Source organism: Halalkaliarchaeum sp. AArc-CO (assembly GCF_024972735.1).
Classification (GTDB): Archaea; Halobacteriota; Halobacteria; order Halobacteriales; family Haloferacaceae; genus Halalkaliarchaeum.
This window is the reverse complement of sequence record NZ_CP087723.1, coordinates 2,828,581-2,851,671: the sequence shown is the minus strand read 5'-3', so window position 1 is coordinate 2,851,671 and position 23,091 is coordinate 2,828,581. Positions and strand designations below refer to the sequence as shown.

The following is a 23,091-nucleotide window of genomic DNA, read 5'->3' as shown; positions in this document are numbered from 1 at the left end:
TCCCAAGTGCCGACGAAGCGAAACACGTCCCGTATCAGCCGGATTCCGGCCACTCGATCCCGCGGTCCGAAAGCATCCCTGCCAGTCCCTCCTCTCCGATCTGCTGTACGTCGTTGGCGTCGGCGTCCTCCCGCTTCGATGTTCCCGGATCCTCGCCGACGACGAGGTAGTCTGTGTTGCCGGAGACGCTCGAGGTGACGTTCGCGCCGTACCGTTCGAGCAGGTCGCTCGCCTCGCGTCGCGATATCGACAGCGATCCGGTAAAGACGAACGTCAGCCCCTCGAGTTCGTCGCCGGCGTCGTCGACATCGGGGGACTGGGGGTCGACGTACTCGGTGAGCTCCTCGATTGCCCGACGGTTCTCCTCGGTGTCGAAGAAGTCTCGGATCTTCCGGGCGACCTCGGGGCCGACGTCCGGCACCGCCTCCAGCTCCTCCCGATCGGCGTCCATCACGGCGCCGAGGGTTCCGAACGCCCGGGCGAGCTCCGTCGCCGTCGACGCCCCCACCTCCGGGATCCCCAGCCCGGTGAGGAAGTCCGCGAGCGACGGTTCCCGGGTCCCCTCGAGTTCGGAGAGCAGGTTCTCGGCGCTCTTTTCGCCCCAGCCTTCGAGCTGGGCGAGGTCCTCGCGGTCGAGTCGGTAGAGGTCGGCCAACGACTCCACGAGCCCTGCCTCCCGGAGCTGTTCGACGCGTTCGGGACCCAGCCCGTCGATGTCGAGCGCCTGGCGGCTGGTGTAATGTTCGATCGTCCGTTCCAGCTGGGCGGGACAGCCCAACCCCCCGCTGCAGTACGCCAGCGGGCCGTCACGATCCACTGGGCTTCCGCAGACGGGACACTCCTCGGGGAACTCGAAGTGGCCCTGCGATCCGTGTTCGAGCACCTCCGTCACCTGCGGAATGACGTCCCCCGCCCGCTTTACCGCCACCCGATCTCCGACGCCGACGCCCAGCGTTTCGATCTCGCTGGGGTTGTGCAGCGTCGCCCGCGAAACGGTGACCCCGCCGACCTCGACTGGGTCGAGCAGGGCGACCGGGGTGAGCCGTCCCGTCCGGCCGACCTGAACCACCACGTCCCGGATCGTCGTCTCGCCGCTTCTGGCCGGGAACTTGTAGGCGAACGCCCACCTGACCGACCGGGCTGTCGCCCCGAGGTGATCGCAGGCCTCCCGGTTGTTCACCTTGATCACCGTGCCGTCGATTTCGAACGGGAGCCCCTCGCGGAGGTCCATCATCCGGTCCCGATACGCGACGGCCGCCTCGACGTCGTCGACCTGCTCGACGTGCTCGTGGGCCACACGGAGCCCGAACTCCCTGAACGCCTCGAACTCCGCGGCGTGGGTCGGGGGCTGCTCCCGACCGCCGGAAAGGGTCTCGGCGTCCGTCGACTGGTCCCCGTCGTCTCGGTCCCCGCCCTCCTCGCCGGAGTCGACCGCCTCCTCGAGCGCATCGAGCGTGAGCTGATCCTCCTCCCCGGCGGCAGTCCCGGGGGATTCGTCCGACGTGTCGCCGGTACTCGCCCGCGAAAGCGCCTCGGGGAGCGCGTCAGGATCCGGATCGGTCTCCCAGGCGAGCACGTCGAAAAAGTAGATCGAGAGCGGTCGCTCGGCGACGACGTCCGGGTCGAGCTGACGGATGGTTCCGGCGGCCGCGTTGCGGGGGTTGGCGAACGGGTCCTCGCCTGCCTCGACGCGGTCGCGGTTGTACGCCCTGAAGTCGTCCTTCGGCATGTACACCTCCCCGCGGACGGCCAGGACCGCGGGGGGATTCCCCCGAAGTCGCATGGGCACAGCCCGGATCGTCCGGACCTGTTCGGTGACGTCGTCGCCGCGACGGCCGTCCCCCCGGGTCGCCGCCCTGACGTAGTTGCCGTCGCGATAAACGATTTCCACGGAGAGCCCGTCGAACTTCGGCTCGCACAGATACGTCGGCTCGTCGAAGCCAGCATTCCGTAGCTCCCGGCGTACCCGGTCGTCGAACTCCCGGAGGTCGTCGGCGTCCGTCGACTGGTCGATCGACAGCATCGGCGCGGTGTGCTCGACCGTCTCCAGTTCGTCGAGCGGTTCCCCGCCGACTCGCTGGGTCGGAGAGTCCTCGGTCACCAGCTCGAAGGCGGATTCGAGTTCCTCGAGGCGGGCGAACAGCCGGTCGTACGTCTCGTCTGCGACGATCGGGTCCGCGAGCACGTAGTACCGGTAGTCGTGTTCCCGGATCGCCTCGCGCAACCGTTCGGCCTGCTCGCGTGCCGTCCCGGCGTCGATCTCCTCGACGGGCTCGAATTCCGCCGGCGCGTCCCGGAGATAGGGGTTGTCCGGTTCAGCGTAGTGAACGTCCTGGACCTCGTCGCTCATTGTCGATAGCTGCCGCGCAAAGACTAAAGTAAAACCGGTTGCGCCTCGTCGCGAGCGTCGATCCTGCAGACGATTACCTGTTCATCCGGGCGAACAGCCGCCGGCGACCGCGTTCGAGCCCGAACGCAGCCGAAAGCAGGACGATCCCGGCGATCACCAGCGCCAGCGACTGGGGGAGTACCCCAGCGATCGTCGCCTCCAGGAAAAACAAAAGCTGGAGGAGAAACGCCAGCGCGACGACGTTCACGATTCCCCGAGCGTCGGTCCGATAGCCGACGACGACGCCCCCGACCAGCACGGCAAGCGAGAGCGCGTGCGTCCCGAACACGCCCACGAGCTCCGGAAGTCCCGTGGCGTACTGGACGAACACGGTCCCAAATCCCAGAACGAGGAGGACGCCGGCGGCCCAGAGTGCGGCCGTCCCGCGCGACGACGACGGGGAAATGCCGGCCCCGTACAGCCTCCATCCGACGCCGACCGTCGCGACGGCGGCGACGGCGAACAACAGCGCCATGAGCGTCCCTCCCGGGTCCGGAAACGACCCCACGCTCGAGGAGGCAGCGATAGCGAGCACTCCGAGGACCGCAAAGCCGAAGCCGACGAGTCGATAGATCGCGTCCACGCCCGAATCCGCAGTCCCAGCCTCGAGTGCAAATGCGTCGAGTCGATTCGCGCCGACGACGAAGAGAAACACCCCGAGCGCGCCGACCGGGAACACCGGATCCACGCCGAGTCCGTCGGCCACGTCGACGACGAGCGCGCCCGAGAGAAGCAGCCCCAGCGCCGTCGTCGGTCGCGAGGGATACGCGTGGCCGGCGGCGATCGCTACACCCGCCCAGACGAGGAACAGCCACGCCGACTCGACGTCGAGTGTGTACAGGTCCGACAGCAAGAACACCGTCGCGCCGACGAACGCGGCACTCGCAAACCAGATGCCGTGTCCGACCCGCGGACGTTGTCGGGCGACGAGTCGGAGCGAGCCGAGGAAGCCGACGGCGGGAACCACGAGCAGGATCCCCGCACGGAGCAGTCGCGGGATGTTCTCCCAGGCGGTGGCGACGTACAGGCCGATCCCGGCGGCGACGAGCAGGCCACCCATGAGGGCGATCGCGGTGACGGTTCGGGAGCGCTCGGCTCCCGACGGTTCCTGGAGGGGTTCGGGCGGGTCGACGTCGTACCGGTCGAGGATCCGGCGGGCCTGGTCGGGCGAGATCAGCCCCTCCTCGACCCAGTCGACGACTTCTCCGCGGAGGTCGTCGGGGTCCACGGGTAGAGTGTCAGTCGGCGTGAAGATATATCTAGTGGGAAATCGAGGTCCGACTGCGGTTCCGGATCAGAGACCCGAACGATCGCTCAAAAGGAGACGGGTTCGGGACCGTCCTCGCCCAGGGCGGTCGGATCGCGGTCGCTGTAGAACCGCCGGCCGACAGCCTCGTAGCCGACGCCGGTGAACACCGCCGTCCGGGCGTCCGCAGCGTCCTCGTAGGTCTCGTCCCCGATCCGTTCGAGCACCGACCCAAGCGTCTCCGTCCCGTTTGGCAGTTCAATGCTACGATCGCCATACGCCTCGATGATCTCCTCGCGCGTTGCGGGATACTCGTGAGTGTCCAGCTTGTCGCCGGTGCCATTCAGTCGCATGGGCGATGGTGACTGCCGGACTAATATAATTATTTGCCATGTAGAACCTTAGTTTGGCTGAACTGTTACGACGTCCTTAAGGATGATAATGTGTGCAGGAGTGCCACGTCCGTCGATTGGTAGGCGGTCGATCGAAGAGACATCGGAAGAATAGCGACCGGCAGAGAAGACGCCGGCCGGAAACACGGAGGATTCATGCCGCCAAGCGCACAACGCCGTTCCAGATGGGTACTCAGGGATCCAGAACTGTCGACAGCGGGCTGGTGGCCGATCTCCACGTCCACACGACCGTTTCGGACGGCGAACTGGAGCTGGGGGCGGTTCCGGCGGCGGCACGGGACGCCGGGCTCTCGTGGGTGGGGATCACGGATCACGATCGGCTCCATCCCGAGCTGTCGTCGCCGATCGTCCGGCGGGAGGGCGTCCGGATCGTCCGGGGTATCGAACTCCGGGTCGAGGGAGAGCCCGATCGGCTAGCAGAGAACGCGGCCGGGACTGCTCGATCGAAGGAACCGTTCCGCGTCGACCTGCTCGGGTACGCGATCGAACCGACGGCGGAGCTTCGATCGGAACTGGACCGGATCCAGGAGGACCGAATCGAGCGCGCTCGAGAGATCGTCCGGCTCGTCGAGTCGAAGCTGGGCGTCGAACTCGACGTCCCGATCGAACGAGGTGTCGGTCGGCCACACGTCGCGCGAGCGATCGCCGAAAGCGACGCGCCGCTGGATTACGAAGGGGCGTTCGACGAACTGATCGGCGACGGCGGGCCGTGTTTCGTCGCCAGGAACGTCCCCTCCTTCGAGCGCGGGGTCGAACTCCTGCGGGAGGCGGGCCGGCTCGTCGGGCTGGCGCACCCGCTCCGATATGGGGATCCGGAGGCTGCACTGGAACTCGCCGGGGGGCTCGACGCCGTCGAGGTGTACTACCCGTACGGCGACGGCGTCGATCCCGACCGGGAGGGCGCCGCCGCAGTCGAAGACGCCCGATGTCGACACGATTTACTCGCGACGGGCGGCAGCGACGCCCACGGAACGGAGCTTGGGACGGCGGGGCTCGACACGGCGGCGTTCGCCCCGGTTCGAGAGCAGTTGCTCAAAGACAACTGACGGATCATCTTGCCAACGCTTAAATCCGAACGCACGTAACCCCAGGTATGCGTTGCCACTACTGCGACCGGGAGGCCGCATACGCCGCGGAGAAGGACAGCATCCGCGTCGGCCTCTGTGAGGAACATTTCCAGGAGCGCCTGGAGGAGCTCGCCGAGTCCGACGAGCTCTCCGCCCTCCGAGAGCAGATCGACGTCGACCGCGCCGAGTGAGGCTTCCGGTCGTTCGCCCGATCCCCGCAGCGAACCGATTCTCCCTCCGAACGCCGATAACTGACCCCGGCCACTGGTGGTTCTCGGCGTCGTTGTCCCCGATCCGACCGTTCTGCAACGAATCGCTGAAGTATCCGACTCGCATACAGTCGCCAAACCGTGTCGAAGCAGGCCCTCGACGTCGAAACGCTGTTCTTGCACGAGTCGGGCGACGAGTACACCGTCGTCGTCCGGCGCGACGGGAAGCGACGCTTCCGTGGCGTGTTGGAGACGAAGGAGACGTCGGCGGGGCCCCGGCCCGGGAAGTTTCTGATCGTCCGCGGCGAGCAGCGTGAACCCCGGTCGCCCGAGGAGTTCGTCGAACTCGCTCGCCGGGCAGAGCGGATCCGCATCTCCGAACAGACCTCGATATCGGGACGAACGGAGCTACAGGACCTCCTTTCGGGATATCAGCTCGAAGCGCAGGTCGTCCGGACCTGCCGCCGGTGTGCAAACGACGGCCGTTACCGGCCGATCACGTCCGACACCGCGATCACGACCGAACACGAGGAGATCTGTCCGGACTGCGCCCGCGAACAGCTGGAGCGCGAGCTCGCTTATAAGGGTGAGTTTACAGCGGCTGCGAAGGATCGGCTCGAAGAGTTGTTACTCGAGACGCGCGACCTCCAGCGCATCACGAACCTCGTCCAGGGCGGACTGGATCCCGATCTCACCAAGTTCGACGAGGTGTCAGCGACAGTCGACGACGTCGACCCCGTCCGGACCGCCGATCTCGACGTCCATCCGGAGCTGAAGGCGCGCACCGAAGAGCGATTCGAGACGCTGCTTCCCGTCCAGTCGCTGTCGGTTCGAAACGGCCTCCTCGAGGGGCGCGACCAGCTGGTCGTCAGCGCGACCGCGACCGGGAAGACGCTCGTGGGCGAGCTGGCGGGGATCGATCGGGCGCTGAAAGGCGACGGGAAGCTGCTGTTTCTGGTGCCGCTGGTCGCGCTTGCGAACCAGAAACATGAGGACTTCGAGGAACGGTACGGCGACCTCGTCGACGTCACCATCCGCGTGGGCGCCTCGCGAATCAACGACGACGGCACCCGGTTCGACCCCGGCGCCGACGTGATCGTTGGCACCTACGAGGGGGTCGACCACGCCCTCCGGACCGGCAAGGACCTCGGCGAGGTCGGCACCGTCGTGATCGACGAGATCCACACCTTGAAAGAGCCAGAGCGAGGCCACCGGCTCGACGGCCTCATCTCGCGGCTCCGGTACTACGCCGAGACGGAAAACGAGTCACCGGCACAGTGGGTCTTCCTTTCGGCGACCGTCGGGAACCCGGAGGAACTGGCTCGGCGGCTCCGGGCGACGCTGATCGAGTTCGAGGAACGGCCGGTACCGATCGAGCGGCACGTCACCTTCGCCGACGGTCGGGAGAAAGTCCGGATCGCCGATCGCCTGGTAAAACGCGAGTTCGACACCAAGTCCTCGAAAGGGTACCGGGGGCAAACGATCGTCTTTACCAACTCCCGGCGACGATGCCACGAGATCTCGCGGAAATTACAGTACTCGTCGGCGCCGTATCACGCCGGGCTCGACTACCGACAGCGCAAGCGAGTCGAGCGCCAGTTCGGCGACCAGGACCTCGCGGCGGTGGTCACGACCGCGGCGCTCGCGGCGGGTGTCGACTTCCCCGCCTCGCAGGTGGTCTTCGATTCGCTGGCGATGGGCATCGAGTGGCTCTCGGTCCAGGAGTTCGAGCAGATGCTCGGTCGTGCCGGTCGGCCGGACTACCACGACAGGGGGAGGGTGTACCTGCTGGTCGAACCCGACTGTGCGTATCACAACTCCATGGAGGGAACAGAAGACGAGGTTGCGTTCAAACTCCTGAAAGGGGAGATGGAGGACGTGATCACCCAGTACGACGAGCGGGCGGCCGTCGAGGAGACGCTCGCGAACGTCACCGTCGCCGGCAAACGCGCGAAGCGGCTCAACGACCGGATGGTCGGGGAGGTCCCGACGAAACACGCGATCGGCAAACTCCTCGAATGGGGATTCATCGACGGCTTCTCCCCGACGCCGCTGGGGCGGGCGGTGACGCGGCACTTCCTGGCTCCCGATCAGGCGTTCCGGATCCTCGATGGGATCCGTACGGGGACGGATCCGTACGACCTGGTTGCTGATCTGGAACTGGCGGAAAACGAACTGTGATCGCCAGCGAAGCTCCAGCCTCGGGCCGAAATCGTTCGTTCCGCTGACCTCCAATCTTTTTGTTCGCCTGCGGCGAGATAGTGGGTGTGGTTCTCGGGTGTACGATCGCGTCGCTCCGGATGCCGATACCTGTCGGCGAGTCACTGCCGACCGCAGCCGTAGCGTGGGCGCCACTCGTCGCCGAGGTTCCACCGGTGACGCCGGAGATGTTCGTCGTCTTCGGCGTGATCGGACTTGCCCTCGTGTTGTTTCTCACCGAGCCAGTGCCCATCGACATCACCGCGGTGGCGCTCATCGTCGTGCTCGTCGTCCTCGAGCCGTTTACGACGATCAGCCCCGCTGACGGTATTTCCGGCTTCGCCTCGCCGGCCACGATTACCGTGCTGGCGATGTTCGTGTTGAGCGAGGGGATTCGACGGACTGGAGTCGTTCGGACGATCGGCGATCGGATCGTCGACTGGACTGGCGACGACCCCAAGCGGCAACTGGGAGCGGTGATCGGACTCTCGGGTGGATCGGCCGGGTTCATCAACAACACGCCGGTCGTGGCGGTGATGATCCCGATGGTGGCGAACATCGCAAACCGGACGAAGACGTCGCCCTCGAAGCTCCTCATGCCGCTGTCGTTCGCATCGATGATGGGTGGGACGCTCACGCTGATCGGAACCTCGACGAACATCCTGGCCTCGGACGTGTACGACCGGCTCGGGGGAGCCGAGACGACGCCGTTCGGCATGTTCGAGTTCACCGCGCTCGGCGTCCTGGTGCTTGCAGTCGGCAGCGTCTACTTATACGTCCTGAGTCCGTGGCTGGTGCCCGAGCGAATCCAACCCCGCGAGGATCTCACCGAGGAGTTCGAGATGACCGAGTACCTCACCGAGGTAGTCGTCACCGAGGAGTCGCCGTTCGTCGGCAGGACCGTGGGACAATGTTTCGACGAGGTCGACATCGACGGGGATCTGGTGCAGTTAGTTCGTGGGTCGGAGGCGTTTACCGAACCGCTGGCGCGAAAACAGGTGCAGGTCGACGACGTACTCGTACTCCGAACCGACCGGGACAGCCTCATCGAACTCATCGAAACCGAGGGGCTGAAGCTGGCACCCGACGCCGAAGTCGACGAGACACAGCTACAGGTGGAGACTGCGGAGACGACGTCCGAGACCGAACAGCGTCTCGTGGAAGTCGTCGTCTCGCCGGACAGTGGAATCATCGGTGAGACCCTGGAAACGCTGAGTTTCAGGGACCGGTACGACGCGTCGGTGCTCGCGATCCGTCGCGGCGGGGAGATCATCCACGCCCGGATGGACGAACGGCCACTTCGCGGCGGCGACACGCTGTTGCTCCAGGCCAGTGACGAAACGGTGCGGCGCCTGGCGGGCAACCGGGCGTTCGTCGTCGTCGGCGACGTCGAGCGCCCCCAGTTCAGGGAAGAGAAGACACCGATCGCCGTCGGAATCGTCGCGGCGGTCGTCTTCGGGGCGGCGTTTACGGGCTATTCGATCCTCCTGACAGCGCTTGCGGGGATGGTGGCGATGGTCGTCACTGGCTGTCTGAAGCCCACAGAGGTGTACGACGCAGTCGACTGGAACGTGATCTTCCTGCTGGCAGGCGTGATTCCGCTGGGGATTGCAATGGAGCGGACCGGCGGTGCAGAGTGGCTCGCGGCGGTGACGCTGTCGACCGCGGGCGGCTACGAGCCGATCATATTGCTCGGCGTATTCTATCTCGTCACCGCGGCGTTGACGAACCTCATCAGCAACAACGCGAGCGTCGTGTTGATGATCCCGGTGGCGTTCGACGCCGCGGCCGCGCTCGGTGCGAACGTGTTTTCGTTCGTGCTGGCGGTGACGTTCGCAGCCTCGACGGCGTTCATGACGCCGGTCGGCTACCAGACGAATTTGATGGTATACGGCCCCGGCGGCTACCGGTTTTCGGACTTCGCCCGCGTCGGCGGGCCGTTGCAGTTGTTGCTCGCGGTGGTGACGACGCTGGGGATTGCCGCGATCTGGGGAGTGTGTCCGCCGGGTGGGTGTACGGTGTGAGCGGTCTATGGAGGGTCGAACGAAACGTTTTACACCGCTGGACGGCCTTCATATAAGTGAGGGCTCGTGGGTTAGCCTGGTATACTTGCGGCCTTGGGTGCCGTTGACCGCGGTTCAAATCCGCGCGAGCCCATCACCCCTGCGAACGAAGTGAGCAGTGGGTGAGTTTCTGCGAGCCGGATTTGAACCCTGTCAGACGCGCGCAGCGACCGGAGGGAGCGAGCACGTCTGGATCCGGTTCAAATCCGCGCGAGCCCATCACCCCTGCGAACGAAGTGAGCAGTGGGTGAGTTTCTGCGAGCCGGATTTGAACCAGACAGCGAGGAGTCCCGAGCGAAGCGAGGGAAGCTCGCTGGCGAGGTTCACAATCCGCGCGAGCCCAGTTCCCAATCCCACCCCTCTATCCCACCCCTCTATCCACCCCTCTATCCCACCCCATTACCCCTGCGAACGAAGAGCGCAGGAGTAACTTCACCACCCGTTTGAGCCAACAAAACAGTAATTTTTGAGGGGCACATTCCGGCACCCATGCACCTCGGAGATACGCTCGTCGCGACGGGGTTCGCGATAGTAGTCCTCGCCCTCGTCTTCGAGTATTTTTCACTCCAGCTCAGCGGCATGGCCGTCGGTGCCGCACTCGTCGTGATCGGATTCGCCCTCCTCGTCGGCCGAACGATCACCGACTCGTCGACCGATCGACAGACCTGCGACGACTGCGGCTCCGCGAACGCCCCCGACGCCGTCGAGTGTGCTCATTGCAATGCCGCACTCTGAGGGGCGGACATCGGGCAACTCGACGGGTCTCCAGTACCTTATATAACATACAATTTCCCTTATATACTACCGAGTGAATAAGAGGTGGGCTTAACTACGTCCGGTCGCTGATTCGTGTCGATGGCAGCAAGCCAGCATCGAACGGAAGAAACGTATCGCTGTCCGAGCTGTGGTGGAACGCTCGCGTACAAACAGCAGTCGTGGCAGTGTCGCGACTGCCGGTTCGGTCCGAAACACGGCGCAGACTGAGTTTCGGTTCTCGGTCACCGCAACGAAAATTCGAGAGAAGCATCGTTGGCTGGATCGCTCCGATAACCTATTCTTCGGATACCCCTACTCGTATTCCACGATCCGTACCATCCCGGTCTCCATGTGATACAGGTGATGGCAGTGGAACAGCCACGTGCCCGAGTTGTCGGCAACGAAGTCGAACTCGACCTGACCCATGTGTCCGGGAACCGTGATGGTGTCCTTGACGACGTCGCCGACCTGGAAGTGGTGGCCGTGGAGATGCATCGGGTGCCGCATCGGGCTCCGGTTCCGCATCCGGAACCGGACGTGGTCGCCCTCCTCGATCCGGATCGGATCGGCGTCCGGGAACGCCTGACCGTTTATCGTCCACTCGCCGTCCTCGCCGGAACCGCCCATCACCCCCATCGTCCCGCCAGCCGAGAGTTCGAGATCGATCGTTCGGTCGGGCGACCCCTCGACGCCCGGGATCGGCTCCAGCGACCGGAGGTCGGGGTACCGGAGCCGGCGACCGCCGATCGCACCCTCGTCGATGCCGCCAGTCGCGCCCTCGTACGCGAGGATCCCGCGACCGGCAGGGGCGACCGAATCGACCGGCGCGATCCGGATCGGCCACCGCCCGGGCGATGTCCCCTCGACGATGACGTCGTAGCGTTCGCCCATCCCGATCTCCAGCGTGTCGACGGTCACGGGTTCCACTGCCGGCCCGTCGGCGTGAGTCACCGTCAGGCTGTGGTCGTCGATGCCGACGGCGTACGTCGTCGCCGCCGCCGCATTGACGAGGCGAAGCCTGACGCGTTCGCCCTCGGCGATACCGAACTCTGCCGGATCACTCGGGAGCGCGCCGTTGACGAGGGTTCCCTTTGCCGGCGGCGCTCCCGGGAACGAACCACCCATTCCGCCCATTCCGCCCATCCCATCCGTGCCGTCCGCGGATTCGACCCGCGGCTCCTCGGGAAGGTATTCATCGAGGATCAACGTGTGCTCGGCGTCGTACTCCACGTGTGGGTTTCGTTCCTCGATTACGAGCGGCCCGAGCAGCTCCCGATCAAGCTGGAGCCCGACGTGACTGTGATACCAGTGCGTTCCGGCCGGCTCGGCGTCGAACTCGTAGACGAACTCCTCGCCCGGGGCGATCGACTCCTGGGTGACGCCCGGAACGCCGTCCATCGCGTTGTCGCCGCGGAGGGTCATGCCGTGCCAGTGGACGGTCGTCTCCTCGGGAAGGTCGTTTTCGACGACCACCCGAACGCGTTCCCCCTCGAGTGCCCGGATTTCGGGACCGGGGTACGACCCGTCGTACGTCCAGCCGTCGTAGGTGTCGCCGCCGGCGATGTCGATTTCGTGTTCGCTCGCGGTCAGACGGTACGTCCGGTCGGGGTCGCCGTATTCCGGCTCCGGATACGCCGCAGCCGTCCCGCCGTCGCCGTCCCCGCCGAGTGCGAAGCCGACGGCTCCGAGCCCCGCCACGCCCGCCACTCCCGCGCCGATCTGGAGCGCCCGCCGTCGACCGATCGGGGAGCTAGCGTCCCGGCTCACAGTCGATCGTGGATCGCGAGATCCGTTTTCGCTTGTCCGTGCTCGTTCATACGCTAAAAAAGGGGACGAATGCGGAAAAGGGTTGTTGCTGAATTGTGGTTTTGATACAATACTACTACCGGCGCTAGAATAGAAGACCCGAACAGTACCAAGGAAAGGCCCCCTGAAGAGACGTTAGTCAAGTGAAAAGGGTGGTGATGGTGGTAATGTGCGTATGAGGCAGTTCTGCCGGCAGCGATTAACTCACGACTGCCGACCACGGAGCCGGGCGATGCGATCCCCCAGCGGCGGCTGAATCTCGAACAGCGTCCGCCAGGAGCCGGTTTTCGGTTCGACGCCGCGGACGTCCGCGACGGCTTCGAACGCGTCGGCGACGAGGTCGCCGCCGACCTGCCGGGCGGCGATCGTGTCGGCCCGGTACTGGATCCGGCGACCGGCCGCGAAGGCGACGAGCGCACCGACGCCGATGAGGAGAAAGCCGACGTCGAACGTGACAAAGCCCGCGAACGTCGACACGAGCAGCGCGATCACGACCGTCACGGCGACCGCGCGGAACTCGGCGTAGTACGTCGCAGTCCGTCCCCTCTCGGCAGCCAGCAATCCGATCAACACGTCGTCGTCGAGCGACTCCAGCGCGTAATCGGTGACGAGCAACACCCGGTATCCCGGGACCCCCACCGCCTTGACGTCGACCGACGCTTCGCCGACCGTCTCGACGACGTACGTCCGGTCGGGGGACAGCGCCGTCGCCTCACAGTAGCGCTCCAGCCGCGACTGTTCGGCATCCGTCGGTTCCCGCGTGCGTCGCAGTCGGACGTTGACGTACAACGGCCCGAGCGTCGTCGCCAGCAGGAACGCGAGTGCGACGAAGACGACGTAGCCGAGCGAGCCGAACATCGCGAGTCAGTCGTTCCGGATCGACGCGGCGATGTCGTCCAGTTCTTCGTCCGCGATATCGGGGGGACTGCCGGCGATGCCGTGGATCGGTCCGCCGCCGTCGCCCTCGAATCGGGGGACGATGTGGACGTGGACGTGGGGGACTTCCTGACCGGCTGCAGGCCCGTCGTTGATGCCGATCGTGGTTGCGTCGGCGTCGACGGCATCCTCGATCCGAGGGGTGAGCTCGTGGACGGCGGCGAACAGGTCCGCCGACAGCGACGGCGGGAGGTCGCGTACGCGCTCGTACCCGTCCTTCGGGATGACAAGCGTGTGCCCCGGCGCCAGGGGGTTGGCATCGAGGAACGCGAGGGTAGTGTCGGTTTCGTGGACGGTACGGGCCGGGATCTCGCCGGCGACGATCTTGTCGAAGATGGTCTCTTCGCTCATGGGCGTTGAGTCACCCGGAACGGGCTTGAAACTTCTGTCCACCGCGTTTCCTCCACGACCTCTAGTCAGTTATTCTGTCAACGGCATTGCGATTCCAAACACCAGTACGGCCAAGATGGCGATCATCGGACCGAGGAATTCGAACGTGACGAAAAGGGTGTCCTCGAACGGGGAGACTCCGCCCAGCAGGAACCGCCCGACGAGTTCGCCCCCGAGACCGACCGCAAAGAGGAGTGCCCCGAACGCGACGCCGCCCTTTGTGAGCTGTCCGTAGTTCAGATCGCCGTAACGCCCTGCCATATGCGGCACTCTGATAGCGACCTAGATGACCGTTTCGCATCAGGGTCGAAACACATCCGACAGTTCGACGGTCGATCGAGACGGCGAGAGCGAAAGACGTACATCAGCTGGCCTGCGTACGGCCTGCATGGACGAAACGATCGCAACACACCTCGCGGAAATAGTCGAGCTCGTTGTGGCGACGATCGGGGCCGGCGTCATCTCCGCGGTGGGCATCTACCTCGAATCGCTCGCACTCGGGGCACTGTCGGGCGGACAGTTCGAGGTCGCTGTCTGGTTGTTTGCCGCCGGGCTGGTCGCGCTGTACTTCGGCGTGTACGCGCTCGGGCTCTCGGAGGTCATACCCCGGTTTCGACAGCTTCGGCGATCGCTGGCGCAGCCGTAACTGACGAGACGGATCGTTCGAGGGTGTCCGTTCCGTACACGCCGTCGATCCCGGCCCTGGAGAGTTTTGTAAACGCGTTACCGACGAGCAGCGGGTGGACGCACGCGAGGAACACCCGGGCAGCCCCCCGCGACAGCAGCACCTCGACGGCGTCGCTCATCGTCGATCCGGTGGCGATGATGTCGTCGGCGACGACGACGTCCCGATCCGTGACCGGGGCGTCGCTCGGCGTGACCTCCACGTCGCCGGTGTCGAGATCCCTCGTTTTCTCGAAGAAGTCTGTCTCGCCGCGGCCGTAGCCGTCCCGAACGCTGTCGATCAGATCGACGGCACCCTCGTCGGGGGCGAGAAACAGGGGATCGGAGAGATCCTCCGGCAGCGGCTCGGCCAGCCTGTCGGCCGCGTCGATCGACTCGCAGGGAACGTCGAAGAACTCCGCGATACCGGGTTCGTGTGGGTTGACAACCGCGACCCGGTCGGTTCCCGTCGAGACTGCCCGGGCCATCGCCCTGGCGGACACTGGCTGACCGTGTTTGAACGCTTTGTCCTGTCTGGAGTACCCCATGTACGGCAACACCGTTGTCACCGACTCCGCGCCGGCCTCCCGGACGGCGTCCTGAAGCTGGAGTAGTTCGACGTAGGCGTCGTTGCTGGGCGTCGCAGCGACGACGACCGCGTGGTCGGCGTCGAACTCCGGAACGCCCGCGAGCGTCTCTCCGTCCGGAAATCTGTCGTACGTAGGCGTCGCAAGGGGGAGTCCAGTCTCCGCCGCGAGCGCCGCCGAAAGCGCCTGTGAACTGGAGCCGGGAACGATCATGTCCGGGATATCTCCCCGGGACGATAAACCGGTTTCCAAAGACCTGCGGTGCCGCGATAGCTCGGCACCGTCTCTCGCGGAGCGACACCAGAGCATATATGCGGATCCGGGCTGTAATGTACACTGATGACAACAGAGGACAATTCCGATTCGGAGCTGTCGACCAAGACGGTCACAGGAACCCGGATCAGCCCGAAGCGGATGACGATCGACACCGGCGACTCCGAGTTCACGATCGGCTCCGACGGGAGTCCACTACACCATCTGCTCGGCTCCTATGCAGCCTGCATCAACTCGACGGGGAGCCAGGTGGCACGCGACTGGGGGATGGACATCGAGAGCCTCGAAGTATCCGTGGAAGCGAGCTACGATCCACGGATCTACCTCGGAGAAGACGTCGACGCCCGAGCCGGCTTTCAGGGGTTCGACGTGACAGTCGACGTCGAGGCCGACGCCGATCGAGAAACCATCGAGGAGTGGATCGCCGAGATCGAACGCCGCTGTCCCGTCAGCGACAACATCGAAAACGAAACCGAAATCGCGGTAACGCTGTCCTCCGATTCGGCCTAACGCGTTCCGGTGTACTCGCCCCGGGGTTCCTCCGACCTCACTTCATTCCGAAAAGCTGCATCACGCTGTCGGCAACTCCCCGGGCGACCAGCGCGAACCCCGCGACGAGGATCATCACTCCCGCACCCACGATCGGATCGTACCAGGTCAAAAGCGCGATCGCGAGCACGATCAATCCGACACCGAGGAGTCCTTCGGTTCCGAGTGTATCGAGCATACGCCGGGATGCAACCGGCGGACTGGTAACGGTTCCGGTGTCGGCGCGATCCAGACAAGCAGTGTCGGCCGGATCGGACCCGTGCGCCGAAGCGAACCCCATGCCATTTAATTGTTCGGGCACCAACCATCACCCGACATGGGCGAAAACGAGGGGCGACGCGACCTCCGGATGCCGGACGACAACGAGGTGTTCGCGGAGGTCACCAACATGCTCGGAGCGAATCGCGTGAAAGTACGCTGCGCCGACGGGGTCGAACGGACGGCTCGGATCCCCGGACGGATGCAAAAGCGGATCTGGATCCGGGAGGACGACATCGTCCTCGTCGAGCCGTGGGACTGGCAAGACGAGAAGGCGGACGTGACCTGGCGGTACGAAAAATCCGAGGCCGACCAGCTCCGCGAGGAAGGCCACATTCGGTGATGAACCGGCTGGACGCGCGGTACCCGTTCTTCGAGTCGGCCCGAGCGGCCGTCGAGACGGCCGACGTCTCGCTTCCCGCGCTAGTTTCCCGGGGAGCGCCGGCGGTCGATCGGGGGCGCGAGCGCGTCCAGCGGGCGCTGCTCGAAGGGACCGTTCTGCCGGAGGCCGACGACGTCGATCCCGAAACCGAACTGCTTTCGTATCCGATCGCCCGGATCCTCGTGTCGCTTCTGGACTCCTCGGCTGCGATCGACAAGTACGCCGCAGCCGAGGCGTCGACGGCGATCGGACGGATCCGCGAGGACGTCACGCGGGAAGACGATCTCCGGTCGACCAAGACGACCAGCCTGGATCTCGACGACGTGCTCGCGGAGTTCGGTCTCGAAGACGACGTCCGTCCCGACGATCGGTCCGCCCGAGATCACGGCGAACAGTGGTACAGGATCGGCGTGGGCGCCTACCTGTCGCTGTCGTCGTCCAGCTGGGGTCGCGAGTGGCGACTGGTCGCACGCGAAGTCGCCGACGGAACGGTGAAGATCACCCGGTCGGAGCTTTATGAACTGCTCGAGACCGCGATCCGGAACCGGGTCGCGGAGGGGCTCCCGTTCGATCTCCCGCAGGAGGAAGGAATCGCTGCGGAGCTTTCGCCGCAGGTCGCCGACCTTCGAGGCTTGCTGTCCGACCGGACGCGAGTCCACGAGGTCGACGTCGTCGCTCCCGAGTTGTTCCCGCCGTGTTTACAAAACCTGATCGACAAGGCCACCCGGGGGACGGAGCTGTCTTCAGTCGAAGGGTTCTCGCTGATGGCGTTCCTTGCCGGGATCGGGATGTCCGCAGACGAAATCGTCGCCTTCTGTGCGGACACCTCACTCGAGGTCGAGACGCTCCGCTTCCAACTGGAATATCTCCGCGACGAGTCGGGATCACAGTACCCGCCTCCGTCCTGCGAGACGCTGTCTGCGTACGGGATCTGTCACAACGAGGACGACCACTGGAAAGTCGCCTCCCACCCGCTCGCGTACTACGAAAAGCGAGTCGAGGCGGTCGATTCGGATGCGATCACCGACTGGCGGGCAACGACGGACGCGTGACACCGGAAGCTACGGGCAGTTCTTGGATACACCCGACACGCCGATCGCTCACTCGGTTCGGTCGAGGTAAAAGCCGACCGCTGCCATCAGGAAGACGAACGCCACGAGCAGGCCGACGATAGCCATCGCACCGGCTTCCGGCAGCGAGTCGCCGCCGTCGTAGAAGATCCCGACCCCGAGTAGCGCAGCCAGAAACACGGCGACAGCGGAGATCGAAACGATCGTCTTCCGACGGACCTCCTCGTCGATTTCCATACTCTGCGGTATCTCCGGACTTCACAAAAGGCCGTCGAATGTCCGCTGACGGAAATCCCCCCGAGAACCCTCCACCGGAACGCATTTCGGCCCGAAAGTTAACCTTTGCCGGACGCGTAGTTCCAGTCGAAATCGGGGTCTATCCCGGGAGAAACGATGACGACAGCCGAAACGCCGGAGGGACCAAACGAAGGTCGCAACTGTGTCAGACGGACGTCCGGGATTTCGGGACGCACCCACCGGGCGTTGACCGAGGAGATGACGGTTCGGCCGCTACGGGACGGCCGATACGTGGTGGAAACCGAGGGTGGAACGTACGTCGTCGATGTCGAAGGGGCATCCTGTACCTGTCCGGATCACGCTATCCGCGGGGAACACTGTAAACACCTCCGGCGCGTTGCCTTCGAGATCGCGGCCGAATCCGTCCCCGGGCCCGACGAGCGTCTGGGGGCCTGTGCGATCTGCGGGCGGGAGCTGTTCGTTCCTCGCTGCGAGTCGGGATCGTACCTGTGTGAACAACACCGTCCCGCCGTCGGCGAAGTGGTCCGCGACCGGGAAACCGGCTCGCTTCTGGTCGTCGTCGCCGTCACGACCGACCGGGCAGACGCCGTCGAAACCGACGAGGGGCGAATCGTGGCCGAGTATCCGACAAACACCGGCTACGGGGACCACGAGCCGATCGTCCGCGCGGTGTACGCCTCGGGACTCGCTCCGGATCGCGACGTCGGGGATCTAAAGGCGTACGATTTTCCTGCCTCCCGGATCGTTCGGTTGGACCGTTCCCATCGGGGGCCGGCAGTCGCGGTGTGGGACAGGCCCGAATCTCAAGTTTGAACACGTGGATTCGGCCAGTTAATTCGGGTTAAATCGGTGGTAAATCGACCTGACTGTCTTCCCGATTAATGTAGGTAGGGGTGGTTCCGTGAGACGAGGATGAATCCGAAAACACTGCTCTCCCTTGCAATCGCACTCATGGTGGTCGCCGGCGGCGCGTCGGCGGCGGTCGCGGGTGCAGACGGAGATCTCGAGGTGGCCGTCGCACAGAACGACGCCACCGGCGAGGTCACCGTCGAGGTAACGGAAAACGAAACGCCAGTCGAGACCGCGTCGGTGAACGTCACCGTCGATGACGAGAACGTCAGCTACGACGGCGCCGGCGACTACGAAACCGACGAGGACGGCGCCGTGGTGCTTCCGGCACCTGAGGAGGAAGTGAACGTCACGATCACGGCAGACTACGAGAACGAAACCGCGACGGTTTCGACGACGCTCGAGGCCGCGCCGGGATTCCAACTGAGCGTCGACCAGGACCCCGGTGAGACAGCCATCGTGAGCGTCACCGACAACGGGAGCGCCGTCGAGAACGCGTCGGTGAACGTCACCGTCGACGACGAGAACGCAACCTACGACGGCGTCGGCGACTACGAAACCGATGCTGACGGCACCGTCGAGCTACCGGTCCCTAACGAAACAGTGACCGTTGACGTCACCGCCACGGACGACGATCGCACTGCCTGGACGACTGCGACGCTCCAGGCTCACGATATCGATCCGACCCTGCCGTTCGGACAGCAGCTCCAGCAGTACATGGACACTATCGAGGATGACGAACACCCGTTCGGTCACCACGTGGCCAACTGGGTGACGAAACACAACCCGGGTAACGCGCCCGCCCACGCCGGCCCACCGGAGCACGCCGGGCCCCCGGACCACGCTGGCCCCGGTGCTGACGCCGACGCCGGAAACGAAACCGACGACGAGCGTGGACCGCCGGATCACGCGGGCCCCGGTGGTGACGACGGCGACAACGGAGATGACGACGAACGTGGACCCCCGGACCACGCGGGCGGACCACACGCTGACGACGAAGACGATGAGGATGGCGACGACGATACCAACGACCAATAACACGTGAGCGCGAGTCCCGATCCGCAGTGAAGTGCGGGGCGCTCTCCCGGCCCTAATTCTCGTTCGATGACAATTATCGGCGGAGGTTAAGCGTCGCCGTGTGAACCGTACTCCTGGGAGGGGATCATGACCAGGGACACCACAAAAGCGCGCTACGACCGGACGAAGGAACTGGCCGCCGATTCGCCGACGCTCATCGAGGGACTCCCCGGACTGGGATTAGTCGCGTCGATCGCGGTCGACCAGATCACGAAACAGCTCGAACTCGAACAGTACGGAACAATCAGATCGGACGAATTTCCACCGGTCGCGTCGTTCAATGACGGCCGCGTCCGTGACGCGGTGCGGGTGTACGCCGGAGAGGATCCGGACGTGATGACGCTTCAAAGCGACGTGCCGATACCGCCGAACGCCGTCGAAGCGCTGAGCCAGTGCGTGTTGACCGAACTGGCCGAGGACTTCGAGAAGGCGGTGTTTCTCGCCGGCGCGCCAGCGGAGACGGAAGCGGAAATCGGAGAGATCGTGGGCATCGCGACGACGGACGAACTGGAAGCGGACCTCGTCGACGCGGGGATCACGCTTGCCGATGGAGCCGGGGTCATCGGTGGTATCACTGGTGCGCTGTTGGCTGCCTGCTATCACGACGACATCCCGGCGTCCGTGCTCGTCGTCCGATCGCATCCGTACATTCCGGATCCGGGGGCCGCCCGCGAAGTCGTCGAGAACGCCCTCGAACCACTGGTCGACTTCGACATCGACACCCAGGAACTGCTCGAGCAGGCCGAGGAAATCCAGCGGCAGAAACACCAGATCGCCCAGCAGCTCCAGCAGCTTCAGCAACAACAGCAGGAACAGCAGTCACCGACGCCGGGAATGTTCCAATGAGCGCTCCCGGCACGACCGTCCTCGTCCCGATGGACGGATCGCCGCTGTCGTTCGACGCGCTTCGCCACGCGCTGACGACGTTTCCGGACGCGGAGATCGTCGTCCTGCACGTCGTCGATCTGTTCGAACCTGGCTACGGAACCGACCCCGAATTCGAAAGTTCCTACGAGCCGTTAATGGGCACCGAGGAGTGGTACGAACGGGCCGACGAGGTCACCGAACAGCTCTTCGAAGAGGTCGAATCAGTTGCTGCGGACTACGACCGCGAGGTCGAAACGAGCTCGGAGATCGGAGACCCGAAGCGGATCATCGTCGACTACACCGAGGAGGAAGCCGTCGATCACGTGGTGCTTGGAGCGCACGGACGAACGGAGAAAGAACGGTCGCTGTTCGGAAGCGTCACCGAGATCGTGGCAAGGCGGGTGAGCGTTCCCGTGACGCTCGTTCGGTGAGGCGGCGGCCGAGGCTCCAGTGCCGTTTCCCCTTCCGATCTCTGTTGATTTTTCACGTCGTGTGCGACACGACGGGAGCCTGGGGAACTCACCCCGAAGATCTGCAGACAGAGCGTCTCGTTATCAGGCCGTGCCGCCTTCAAAAACGGGTTCCGGAGCGGTGGAACGAGTGCCGTCACAAACCCGGATTCGGCCATCGGCGCGAATAAACACGTTCCAGTTCCCGAACGTGAAACTGAATACTGCTTCCGGGCCGGATGTCCCGTCGTGCATGGTGAACAGTTGGGAGACGGCCTCGAGATCGACGACGTCGTACAGCGGACCGATATCGGTAGCGTCGACACCTTCTGCCTCCGCCACTGCCTCGACGAGTACTTCAGTGATGTGTTCGTCAACGGCTTTATCGTATCGCGTGTCCACCACAGGGACACAGCAACGATAGACGGCCAATTGTCCGTTCGTTCTCATAGCTCTCCTTTCTCCACCAACATATATACTTGTTGTGAGGATGTGGGTTACATAATATCGGCAGGAAGATAACGGTGAACGGTCCCCCCGACATCGGGGGCGTGCTCGTCACTGACTGTGAAAACGAGAGTGTCGTCGACCGCCGAGATCGGGGATCAAGAGCGCGTGATTACGGAGTACGCTGCCGAAGAAAGGATCGACGGGATCGTCATCGGATCCCACGGTCGATCCGATCGAGATCGTCACCCCGGCGAGCCGAGGTTCCGGTGACCATCGTCCAGTGAGGATCGCCGTCGATCGAGCCTCAAATCACTCCTCCGTTTCTTCCGTCTCCTGTTCGTCCTGCTCGTCAACCTCGTCGCCCTCGTCAACCTCGTCGCCCTCGTCAGCCTCATCGGCCTCGTCACCTTCGTCAGCCTCGTCACCTTCGTCAGCCTCATCGGCCTCGTCAGCCTCGTCACCTTCGTCAGCCTCATCGGCCTCGTCACCTTCGTCAGCCTCGTCACCTTCGTCAGCCTCATCGGCCTCGTCACCTTCGTCAGCCTCGTCACCTTCGTCAGCCTCATCGACGGTATCCACAGTAATCAGCGCATTCTGTCCGAAGTCGATCGAGAAGACGCTGTGGATGTAGGTTCCCAGTTCCAGATCATCGGTTGCTATCTGGAACTCGACTGTCTCGGAGTCCTCCCCGTCGACGGTCACACTTTGTGTCTCAACGAGATTCCCGTCGAAGCGGTACTGGACTGGCTGTGTGGCCGCGAACTCATTCGGGTTGGTAACTGTCGCGGTCACGGTGAGGTTCTCACCGACCGAGACGGTTTCCGGCGCCGTCAGGTTCGACACGTGGAACGACTGTATCTCCTCAACGATCCTGATCTGGTCGCCCGCTCCACGGTCTCTCGTGTAAACGCCGTGGAACGTGAGTGCCATCTCCCTCTCTGTCGTGTTGACCGTTGTCGTAAACGTCGTCGACTCTCTCGGCTCGAGGCTGATCTGCTCACGGACGAGCACCTCGCCGTCGAACCGGTATTCGACTTCCTGGGTGTCGGCGACGTCGTTGGGGTTGGTGATAGTCGCGTTGACTTGCACCTCGTCACCCTGTTCGACGAGCTCAGGCGCCGTCAGCTCCGACACGTCGAACGACTCGCCCGTGGTGGGTTCCGCCGGCTCGACGGTGACGTTCGCGGCGTCAGTCACCGGAGTCTCGTTATCGAGATACGGCCCGTCGACCGCGCCGTTCGTGCGGACGAAGTCGTAGGTTTGGTTTGCGTTCGTGTCCTGGTGGGGCATCGCAATCAGCGTCTGGTTTTCAGTGAGTTCAGTCGTGTCGTAGTCCCCACCCGGGACGTCGAACAGTTGGACTGTCACGTTCTCGTGAAGTCCCGGCTCGAGGTACGGCGAGACGCCGACGACGCTACCGACGGCATCTCCCTCGAGGAGGCTGCTGTCGTGAATCGCCACGAAACCGCCGTCGGTCGTGTTCACTGCGTCGACGGTGACCGTCATTCCATCAGATACTTGGTCGGAGAACGTCACCGCAGCGCCAGCCTCGTCCGGGACGTTTGCTGCGGGCGGTTGTTCCTGGGCCCCGACGGCACCTGCCATCGGAAGCAACATCATCAGCGACATCAGAAGCGCCGCTGTTTTCATCGTAGCTGGTTTCATGCATGTTGATATTCTCCAATGAGTGTAAAAGTGTGACTTGAATGTCAATATCGGGGGACAGTCAGTATTTGAGGTATGGGGGGTGACGGTCGGCCACAGCAGGATAGTCCCGGGCGGATTCGAACCGCCGTCAACGGCTCCAAAGGCCGCTATGATTGGCCACTACACCACGGGACTCCACCCGGTTCTTACCGCTTGAGATACCAAACAGTTGCGGTTC

General features: G+C 64.3%; 26 protein-coding genes and 2 tRNA genes. 15 read left to right on the top strand and 13 right to left on the bottom strand.

Going from position 1 to position 23,091, the window contains the following annotated elements:
- Positions 1–34: 34 nt before the first annotated feature.
- The 3 genes from ligA to AArcCO_RS14990 all read right to left on the bottom strand — a co-directional run bounded on the left by ligA (position 35) and on the right by AArcCO_RS14990 (position 3,988).
- Positions 35–2,350 (bottom strand): NAD-dependent DNA ligase LigA, encoded by a 2,316-nt coding sequence (gene ligA, locus AArcCO_RS15000; protein ID WP_259534297.1) that lies wholly within the window; start codon positions 2,348–2,350, stop codon positions 35–37.
- Positions 2,351–2,423: 73 nt separating this feature from the next.
- Complete coding sequence (locus AArcCO_RS14995; protein WP_259534296.1) at positions 2,424–3,617, bottom strand: DUF2157 domain-containing protein; 1,194 nt, start codon at positions 3,615–3,617, stop codon at positions 2,424–2,426.
- A gap of 86 nt (positions 3,618–3,703) precedes the next feature.
- Positions 3,704–3,988 (bottom strand): DUF5789 family protein, encoded by a 285-nt coding sequence (locus AArcCO_RS14990; RefSeq protein WP_259534295.1) that lies wholly within the window; start codon positions 3,986–3,988, stop codon positions 3,704–3,706.
- Positions 3,989–4,212: 224 nt separating this feature from the next.
- Between AArcCO_RS14990 and AArcCO_RS14985 the strand changes: the two genes are divergently transcribed.
- The 7 genes from AArcCO_RS14985 to AArcCO_RS14955 all read left to right on the top strand — a co-directional run bounded on the left by AArcCO_RS14985 (position 4,213) and on the right by AArcCO_RS14955 (position 10,570).
- Entirely contained in the window at positions 4,213–5,094 is an 882-nt protein-coding gene (locus AArcCO_RS14985) for a PHP domain-containing protein (protein ID WP_259534294.1), read from the top strand.
- A 47-nt stretch (positions 5,095–5,141) separates the two neighbouring features.
- A complete protein-coding gene (locus AArcCO_RS14980; protein ID WP_193588477.1) occupies positions 5,142–5,306 on the top strand; it encodes a DUF6757 family protein in 165 nt (54 codons plus the stop codon).
- A gap of 159 nt (positions 5,307–5,465) precedes the next feature.
- Positions 5,466–7,505, top strand: a complete 2,040-nt coding sequence (locus tag AArcCO_RS14975; protein ID WP_259534293.1) for a DEAD/DEAH box helicase — start codon at positions 5,466–5,468, stop codon at positions 7,503–7,505.
- Positions 7,506–7,711: 206 nt separating this feature from the next.
- Positions 7,712–9,547: an SLC13 family permease gene (locus tag AArcCO_RS14970; RefSeq protein ID WP_259536468.1), complete on the top strand. Its 1,836-nt coding sequence runs from the start codon at positions 7,712–7,714 to the stop codon at positions 9,545–9,547.
- A 60-nt stretch (positions 9,548–9,607) separates the two neighbouring features.
- A tRNA-Pro gene (locus AArcCO_RS14965) sits at positions 9,608–9,680 on the top strand.
- Between the two features lie 395 nt (positions 9,681–10,075).
- Positions 10,076–10,321 (top strand): hypothetical protein, encoded by a 246-nt coding sequence (locus tag AArcCO_RS14960; protein ID WP_259534292.1) that lies wholly within the window; start codon positions 10,076–10,078, stop codon positions 10,319–10,321.
- Between the two features lie 120 nt (positions 10,322–10,441).
- Positions 10,442–10,570 (top strand): hypothetical protein, encoded by a 129-nt coding sequence (locus AArcCO_RS14955; RefSeq protein WP_259534291.1) that lies wholly within the window; start codon positions 10,442–10,444, stop codon positions 10,568–10,570.
- 84 nt (positions 10,571–10,654) lie between these two features.
- Here AArcCO_RS14955 and AArcCO_RS14950 read toward each other — a convergent pair whose 3' ends face one another.
- From AArcCO_RS14950 to AArcCO_RS14935, 4 genes are all read right to left on the bottom strand, one after another.
- Positions 10,655–12,109 (bottom strand): multicopper oxidase family protein, encoded by a 1,455-nt coding sequence (locus AArcCO_RS14950; RefSeq protein WP_259534290.1) that lies wholly within the window; start codon positions 12,107–12,109, stop codon positions 10,655–10,657.
- A gap of 243 nt (positions 12,110–12,352) precedes the next feature.
- Positions 12,353–13,006, bottom strand: a complete 654-nt coding sequence (locus AArcCO_RS14945; RefSeq protein WP_259534289.1) for a M48 family metalloprotease — start codon at positions 13,004–13,006, stop codon at positions 12,353–12,355.
- Between the two features lie 6 nt (positions 13,007–13,012).
- A complete protein-coding gene (locus tag AArcCO_RS14940; RefSeq protein ID WP_259534288.1) occupies positions 13,013–13,435 on the bottom strand; it encodes an HIT family protein in 423 nt (140 codons plus the stop codon).
- A gap of 69 nt (positions 13,436–13,504) precedes the next feature.
- Positions 13,505–13,735 (bottom strand): DUF7860 family protein, encoded by a 231-nt coding sequence (locus AArcCO_RS14935; RefSeq protein WP_259534287.1) that lies wholly within the window; start codon positions 13,733–13,735, stop codon positions 13,505–13,507.
- Positions 13,736–13,862: 127 nt separating this feature from the next.
- Between AArcCO_RS14935 and AArcCO_RS14930 the strand changes: the two genes are divergently transcribed.
- Positions 13,863–14,120, top strand: coding sequence for a DUF8151 family protein (locus AArcCO_RS14930; RefSeq protein ID WP_259534286.1), 258 nt, complete (start codon positions 13,863–13,865; stop codon positions 14,118–14,120).
- Here the strand turns inward: AArcCO_RS14930 and prs are convergent.
- Entirely contained in the window at positions 14,074–14,937 is an 864-nt protein-coding gene (gene prs, locus AArcCO_RS14925) for a ribose-phosphate diphosphokinase (protein WP_259534285.1), read from the bottom strand. The two genes, AArcCO_RS14930 and prs, sit on opposite strands and share 47 nt — an antisense overlap.
- A gap of 126 nt (positions 14,938–15,063) precedes the next feature.
- Here prs and AArcCO_RS14920 point away from each other — a divergent pair, with 126 nt between their 5' ends.
- Positions 15,064–15,507, top strand: coding sequence for an OsmC family protein (locus AArcCO_RS14920; protein ID WP_259534284.1), 444 nt, complete (start codon positions 15,064–15,066; stop codon positions 15,505–15,507).
- Between the two features lie 37 nt (positions 15,508–15,544).
- Here the strand turns inward: AArcCO_RS14920 and AArcCO_RS14915 are convergent, their stop codons facing one another.
- A complete protein-coding gene (locus tag AArcCO_RS14915) occupies positions 15,545–15,724 on the bottom strand; it encodes a DUF7470 family protein (protein WP_259534283.1) in 180 nt (59 codons plus the stop codon).
- A gap of 138 nt (positions 15,725–15,862) precedes the next feature.
- On the opposite strand from AArcCO_RS14915, the gene eif1A reads away from it, so the two are divergent.
- Together eif1A and AArcCO_RS14905 are read left to right on the top strand one after the other, a co-directional pair.
- The gene (gene eif1A, locus AArcCO_RS14910; protein ID WP_259534282.1) at positions 15,863–16,147 is read left to right on the top strand and encodes a translation initiation factor eIF-1A; all 285 of its coding nucleotides are present in this window, start codon (positions 15,863–15,865) and stop codon (positions 16,145–16,147) included.
- On the top strand, positions 16,147–17,238 hold the full coding sequence (locus AArcCO_RS14905) for a DNA primase large subunit PriL (RefSeq protein ID WP_259534281.1): 1,092 nt from the start codon (positions 16,147–16,149) through the stop codon (positions 17,236–17,238). Before eif1A ends, AArcCO_RS14905 begins: the two co-directional genes overlap by 1 nt.
- Before the next feature lie 48 nt (positions 17,239–17,286).
- On the opposite strand, the gene AArcCO_RS14900 is transcribed toward AArcCO_RS14905, so the two are convergent.
- Positions 17,287–17,493 (bottom strand): DUF7472 family protein, encoded by a 207-nt coding sequence (locus AArcCO_RS14900; protein WP_259534280.1) that lies wholly within the window; start codon positions 17,491–17,493, stop codon positions 17,287–17,289.
- A 156-nt stretch (positions 17,494–17,649) separates the two neighbouring features.
- Between AArcCO_RS14900 and AArcCO_RS14895 the strand changes: the two genes are divergently transcribed.
- The 4 genes from AArcCO_RS14895 to AArcCO_RS14880 all read left to right on the top strand — a co-directional run bounded on the left by AArcCO_RS14895 (position 17,650) and on the right by AArcCO_RS14880 (position 20,738).
- The gene (locus AArcCO_RS14895; RefSeq protein WP_259534279.1) at positions 17,650–18,327 is read left to right on the top strand and encodes an SWIM zinc finger family protein; all 678 of its coding nucleotides are present in this window, start codon (positions 17,650–17,652) and stop codon (positions 18,325–18,327) included.
- Between the two features lie 99 nt (positions 18,328–18,426).
- Positions 18,427–19,401 carry a hypothetical protein gene (locus AArcCO_RS14890; RefSeq protein WP_259534278.1) on the top strand — a complete coding sequence of 325 codons (975 nt, stop codon included), beginning with the start codon at positions 18,427–18,429 and terminating at the stop codon, positions 19,399–19,401.
- A 126-nt stretch (positions 19,402–19,527) separates the two neighbouring features.
- Positions 19,528–20,286, top strand: coding sequence for a proteasome assembly chaperone family protein (locus AArcCO_RS14885; protein ID WP_259534277.1), 759 nt, complete (start codon positions 19,528–19,530; stop codon positions 20,284–20,286).
- Complete coding sequence (locus AArcCO_RS14880) at positions 20,283–20,738, top strand: universal stress protein (protein WP_259534276.1); 456 nt, start codon at positions 20,283–20,285, stop codon at positions 20,736–20,738. Before AArcCO_RS14885 ends, AArcCO_RS14880 begins: the two co-directional genes overlap by 4 nt.
- Before the next feature lie 123 nt (positions 20,739–20,861).
- Here AArcCO_RS14880 and AArcCO_RS14875 read toward each other — a convergent pair whose 3' ends face one another.
- The 3 genes from AArcCO_RS14875 to AArcCO_RS14865 all read right to left on the bottom strand — a co-directional run bounded on the left by AArcCO_RS14875 (position 20,862) and on the right by AArcCO_RS14865 (position 23,048).
- Complete coding sequence (locus AArcCO_RS14875) at positions 20,862–21,206, bottom strand: HalOD1 output domain-containing protein (protein WP_259534275.1); 345 nt, start codon at positions 21,204–21,206, stop codon at positions 20,862–20,864.
- 309 nt (positions 21,207–21,515) lie between these two features.
- Positions 21,516–22,871, bottom strand: a complete 1,356-nt coding sequence (locus tag AArcCO_RS14870) for a DUF7282 domain-containing protein (protein WP_259534274.1) — start codon at positions 22,869–22,871, stop codon at positions 21,516–21,518.
- Positions 22,872–22,975: 104 nt separating this feature from the next.
- Positions 22,976–23,048, bottom strand: a tRNA-Gln gene (locus AArcCO_RS14865).
- Positions 23,049–23,091 lie beyond the last annotated feature (43 nt).

What these genes read in the sequence shown, in the direction of transcription:
- AArcCO_RS14970 (WP_259536468.1), top strand. Translation starts at nt 7,712, where the DNA reads ATGTTCGTCGTCTTCGGCGTGATCGGACTTGCCCTCGTGTTGTTTCTC.
- AArcCO_RS14930 (WP_259534286.1), top strand. Translation starts at nt 13,863, where the DNA reads ATGGACGAAACGATCGCAACACACCTCGCGGAAATAGTCGAGCTCGTT.
- AArcCO_RS14980 (WP_193588477.1), top strand. Translation starts at nt 5,142, where the DNA reads ATGCGTTGCCACTACTGCGACCGGGAGGCCGCATACGCCGCGGAGAAG.
- AArcCO_RS14875 (WP_259534275.1), bottom strand. Translation starts at nt 21,206, where the DNA reads ATGAGAACGAACGGACAATTGGCCGTCTATCGTTGCTGTGTCCCTGTG.
- AArcCO_RS14915 (WP_259534283.1), bottom strand. Translation starts at nt 15,724, where the DNA reads ATGCTCGATACACTCGGAACCGAAGGACTCCTCGGTGTCGGATTGATC.
- AArcCO_RS14900 (WP_259534280.1), bottom strand. Translation starts at nt 17,493, where the DNA reads ATGGAAATCGACGAGGAGGTCCGTCGGAAGACGATCGTTTCGATCTCC.
- AArcCO_RS14990 (WP_259534295.1), bottom strand. Translation starts at nt 3,988, where the DNA reads ATGCGACTGAATGGCACCGGCGACAAGCTGGACACTCACGAGTATCCC.
- AArcCO_RS14935 (WP_259534287.1), bottom strand. Translation starts at nt 13,735, where the DNA reads ATGGCAGGGCGTTACGGCGATCTGAACTACGGACAGCTCACAAAGGGC.
- AArcCO_RS14960 (WP_259534292.1), top strand. Translation starts at nt 10,076, where the DNA reads ATGCACCTCGGAGATACGCTCGTCGCGACGGGGTTCGCGATAGTAGTC.
- AArcCO_RS14945 (WP_259534289.1), bottom strand. Translation starts at nt 13,006, where the DNA reads ATGTTCGGCTCGCTCGGCTACGTCGTCTTCGTCGCACTCGCGTTCCTG.
- AArcCO_RS14880 (WP_259534276.1), top strand. Translation starts at nt 20,283, where the DNA reads ATGAGCGCTCCCGGCACGACCGTCCTCGTCCCGATGGACGGATCGCCG.
- AArcCO_RS14890 (WP_259534278.1), top strand. Translation starts at nt 18,427, where the DNA reads ATGAATCCGAAAACACTGCTCTCCCTTGCAATCGCACTCATGGTGGTC.
- AArcCO_RS14920 (WP_259534284.1), top strand. Translation starts at nt 15,064, where the DNA reads ATGACAACAGAGGACAATTCCGATTCGGAGCTGTCGACCAAGACGGTC.
- AArcCO_RS14895 (WP_259534279.1), top strand. Translation starts at nt 17,650, where the DNA reads ATGACGACAGCCGAAACGCCGGAGGGACCAAACGAAGGTCGCAACTGT.
- AArcCO_RS14955 (WP_259534291.1), top strand. Translation starts at nt 10,442, where the DNA reads ATGGCAGCAAGCCAGCATCGAACGGAAGAAACGTATCGCTGTCCGAGC.
- prs (WP_259534285.1), bottom strand. Translation starts at nt 14,937, where the DNA reads ATGATCGTTCCCGGCTCCAGTTCACAGGCGCTTTCGGCGGCGCTCGCG.
- AArcCO_RS14905 (WP_259534281.1), top strand. Translation starts at nt 16,147, where the DNA reads ATGAACCGGCTGGACGCGCGGTACCCGTTCTTCGAGTCGGCCCGAGCG.
- AArcCO_RS14985 (WP_259534294.1), top strand. Translation starts at nt 4,213, where the DNA reads ATGGGTACTCAGGGATCCAGAACTGTCGACAGCGGGCTGGTGGCCGAT.
- AArcCO_RS14885 (WP_259534277.1), top strand. Translation starts at nt 19,528, where the DNA reads ATGACCAGGGACACCACAAAAGCGCGCTACGACCGGACGAAGGAACTG.
- eif1A (WP_259534282.1), top strand. Translation starts at nt 15,863, where the DNA reads ATGGGCGAAAACGAGGGGCGACGCGACCTCCGGATGCCGGACGACAAC.
- AArcCO_RS14940 (WP_259534288.1), bottom strand. Translation starts at nt 13,435, where the DNA reads ATGAGCGAAGAGACCATCTTCGACAAGATCGTCGCCGGCGAGATCCCG.
- ligA (WP_259534297.1), bottom strand. Translation starts at nt 2,350, where the DNA reads ATGAGCGACGAGGTCCAGGACGTTCACTACGCTGAACCGGACAACCCC.
- AArcCO_RS14870 (WP_259534274.1), bottom strand. Translation starts at nt 22,871, where the DNA reads ATGAAACCAGCTACGATGAAAACAGCGGCGCTTCTGATGTCGCTGATG.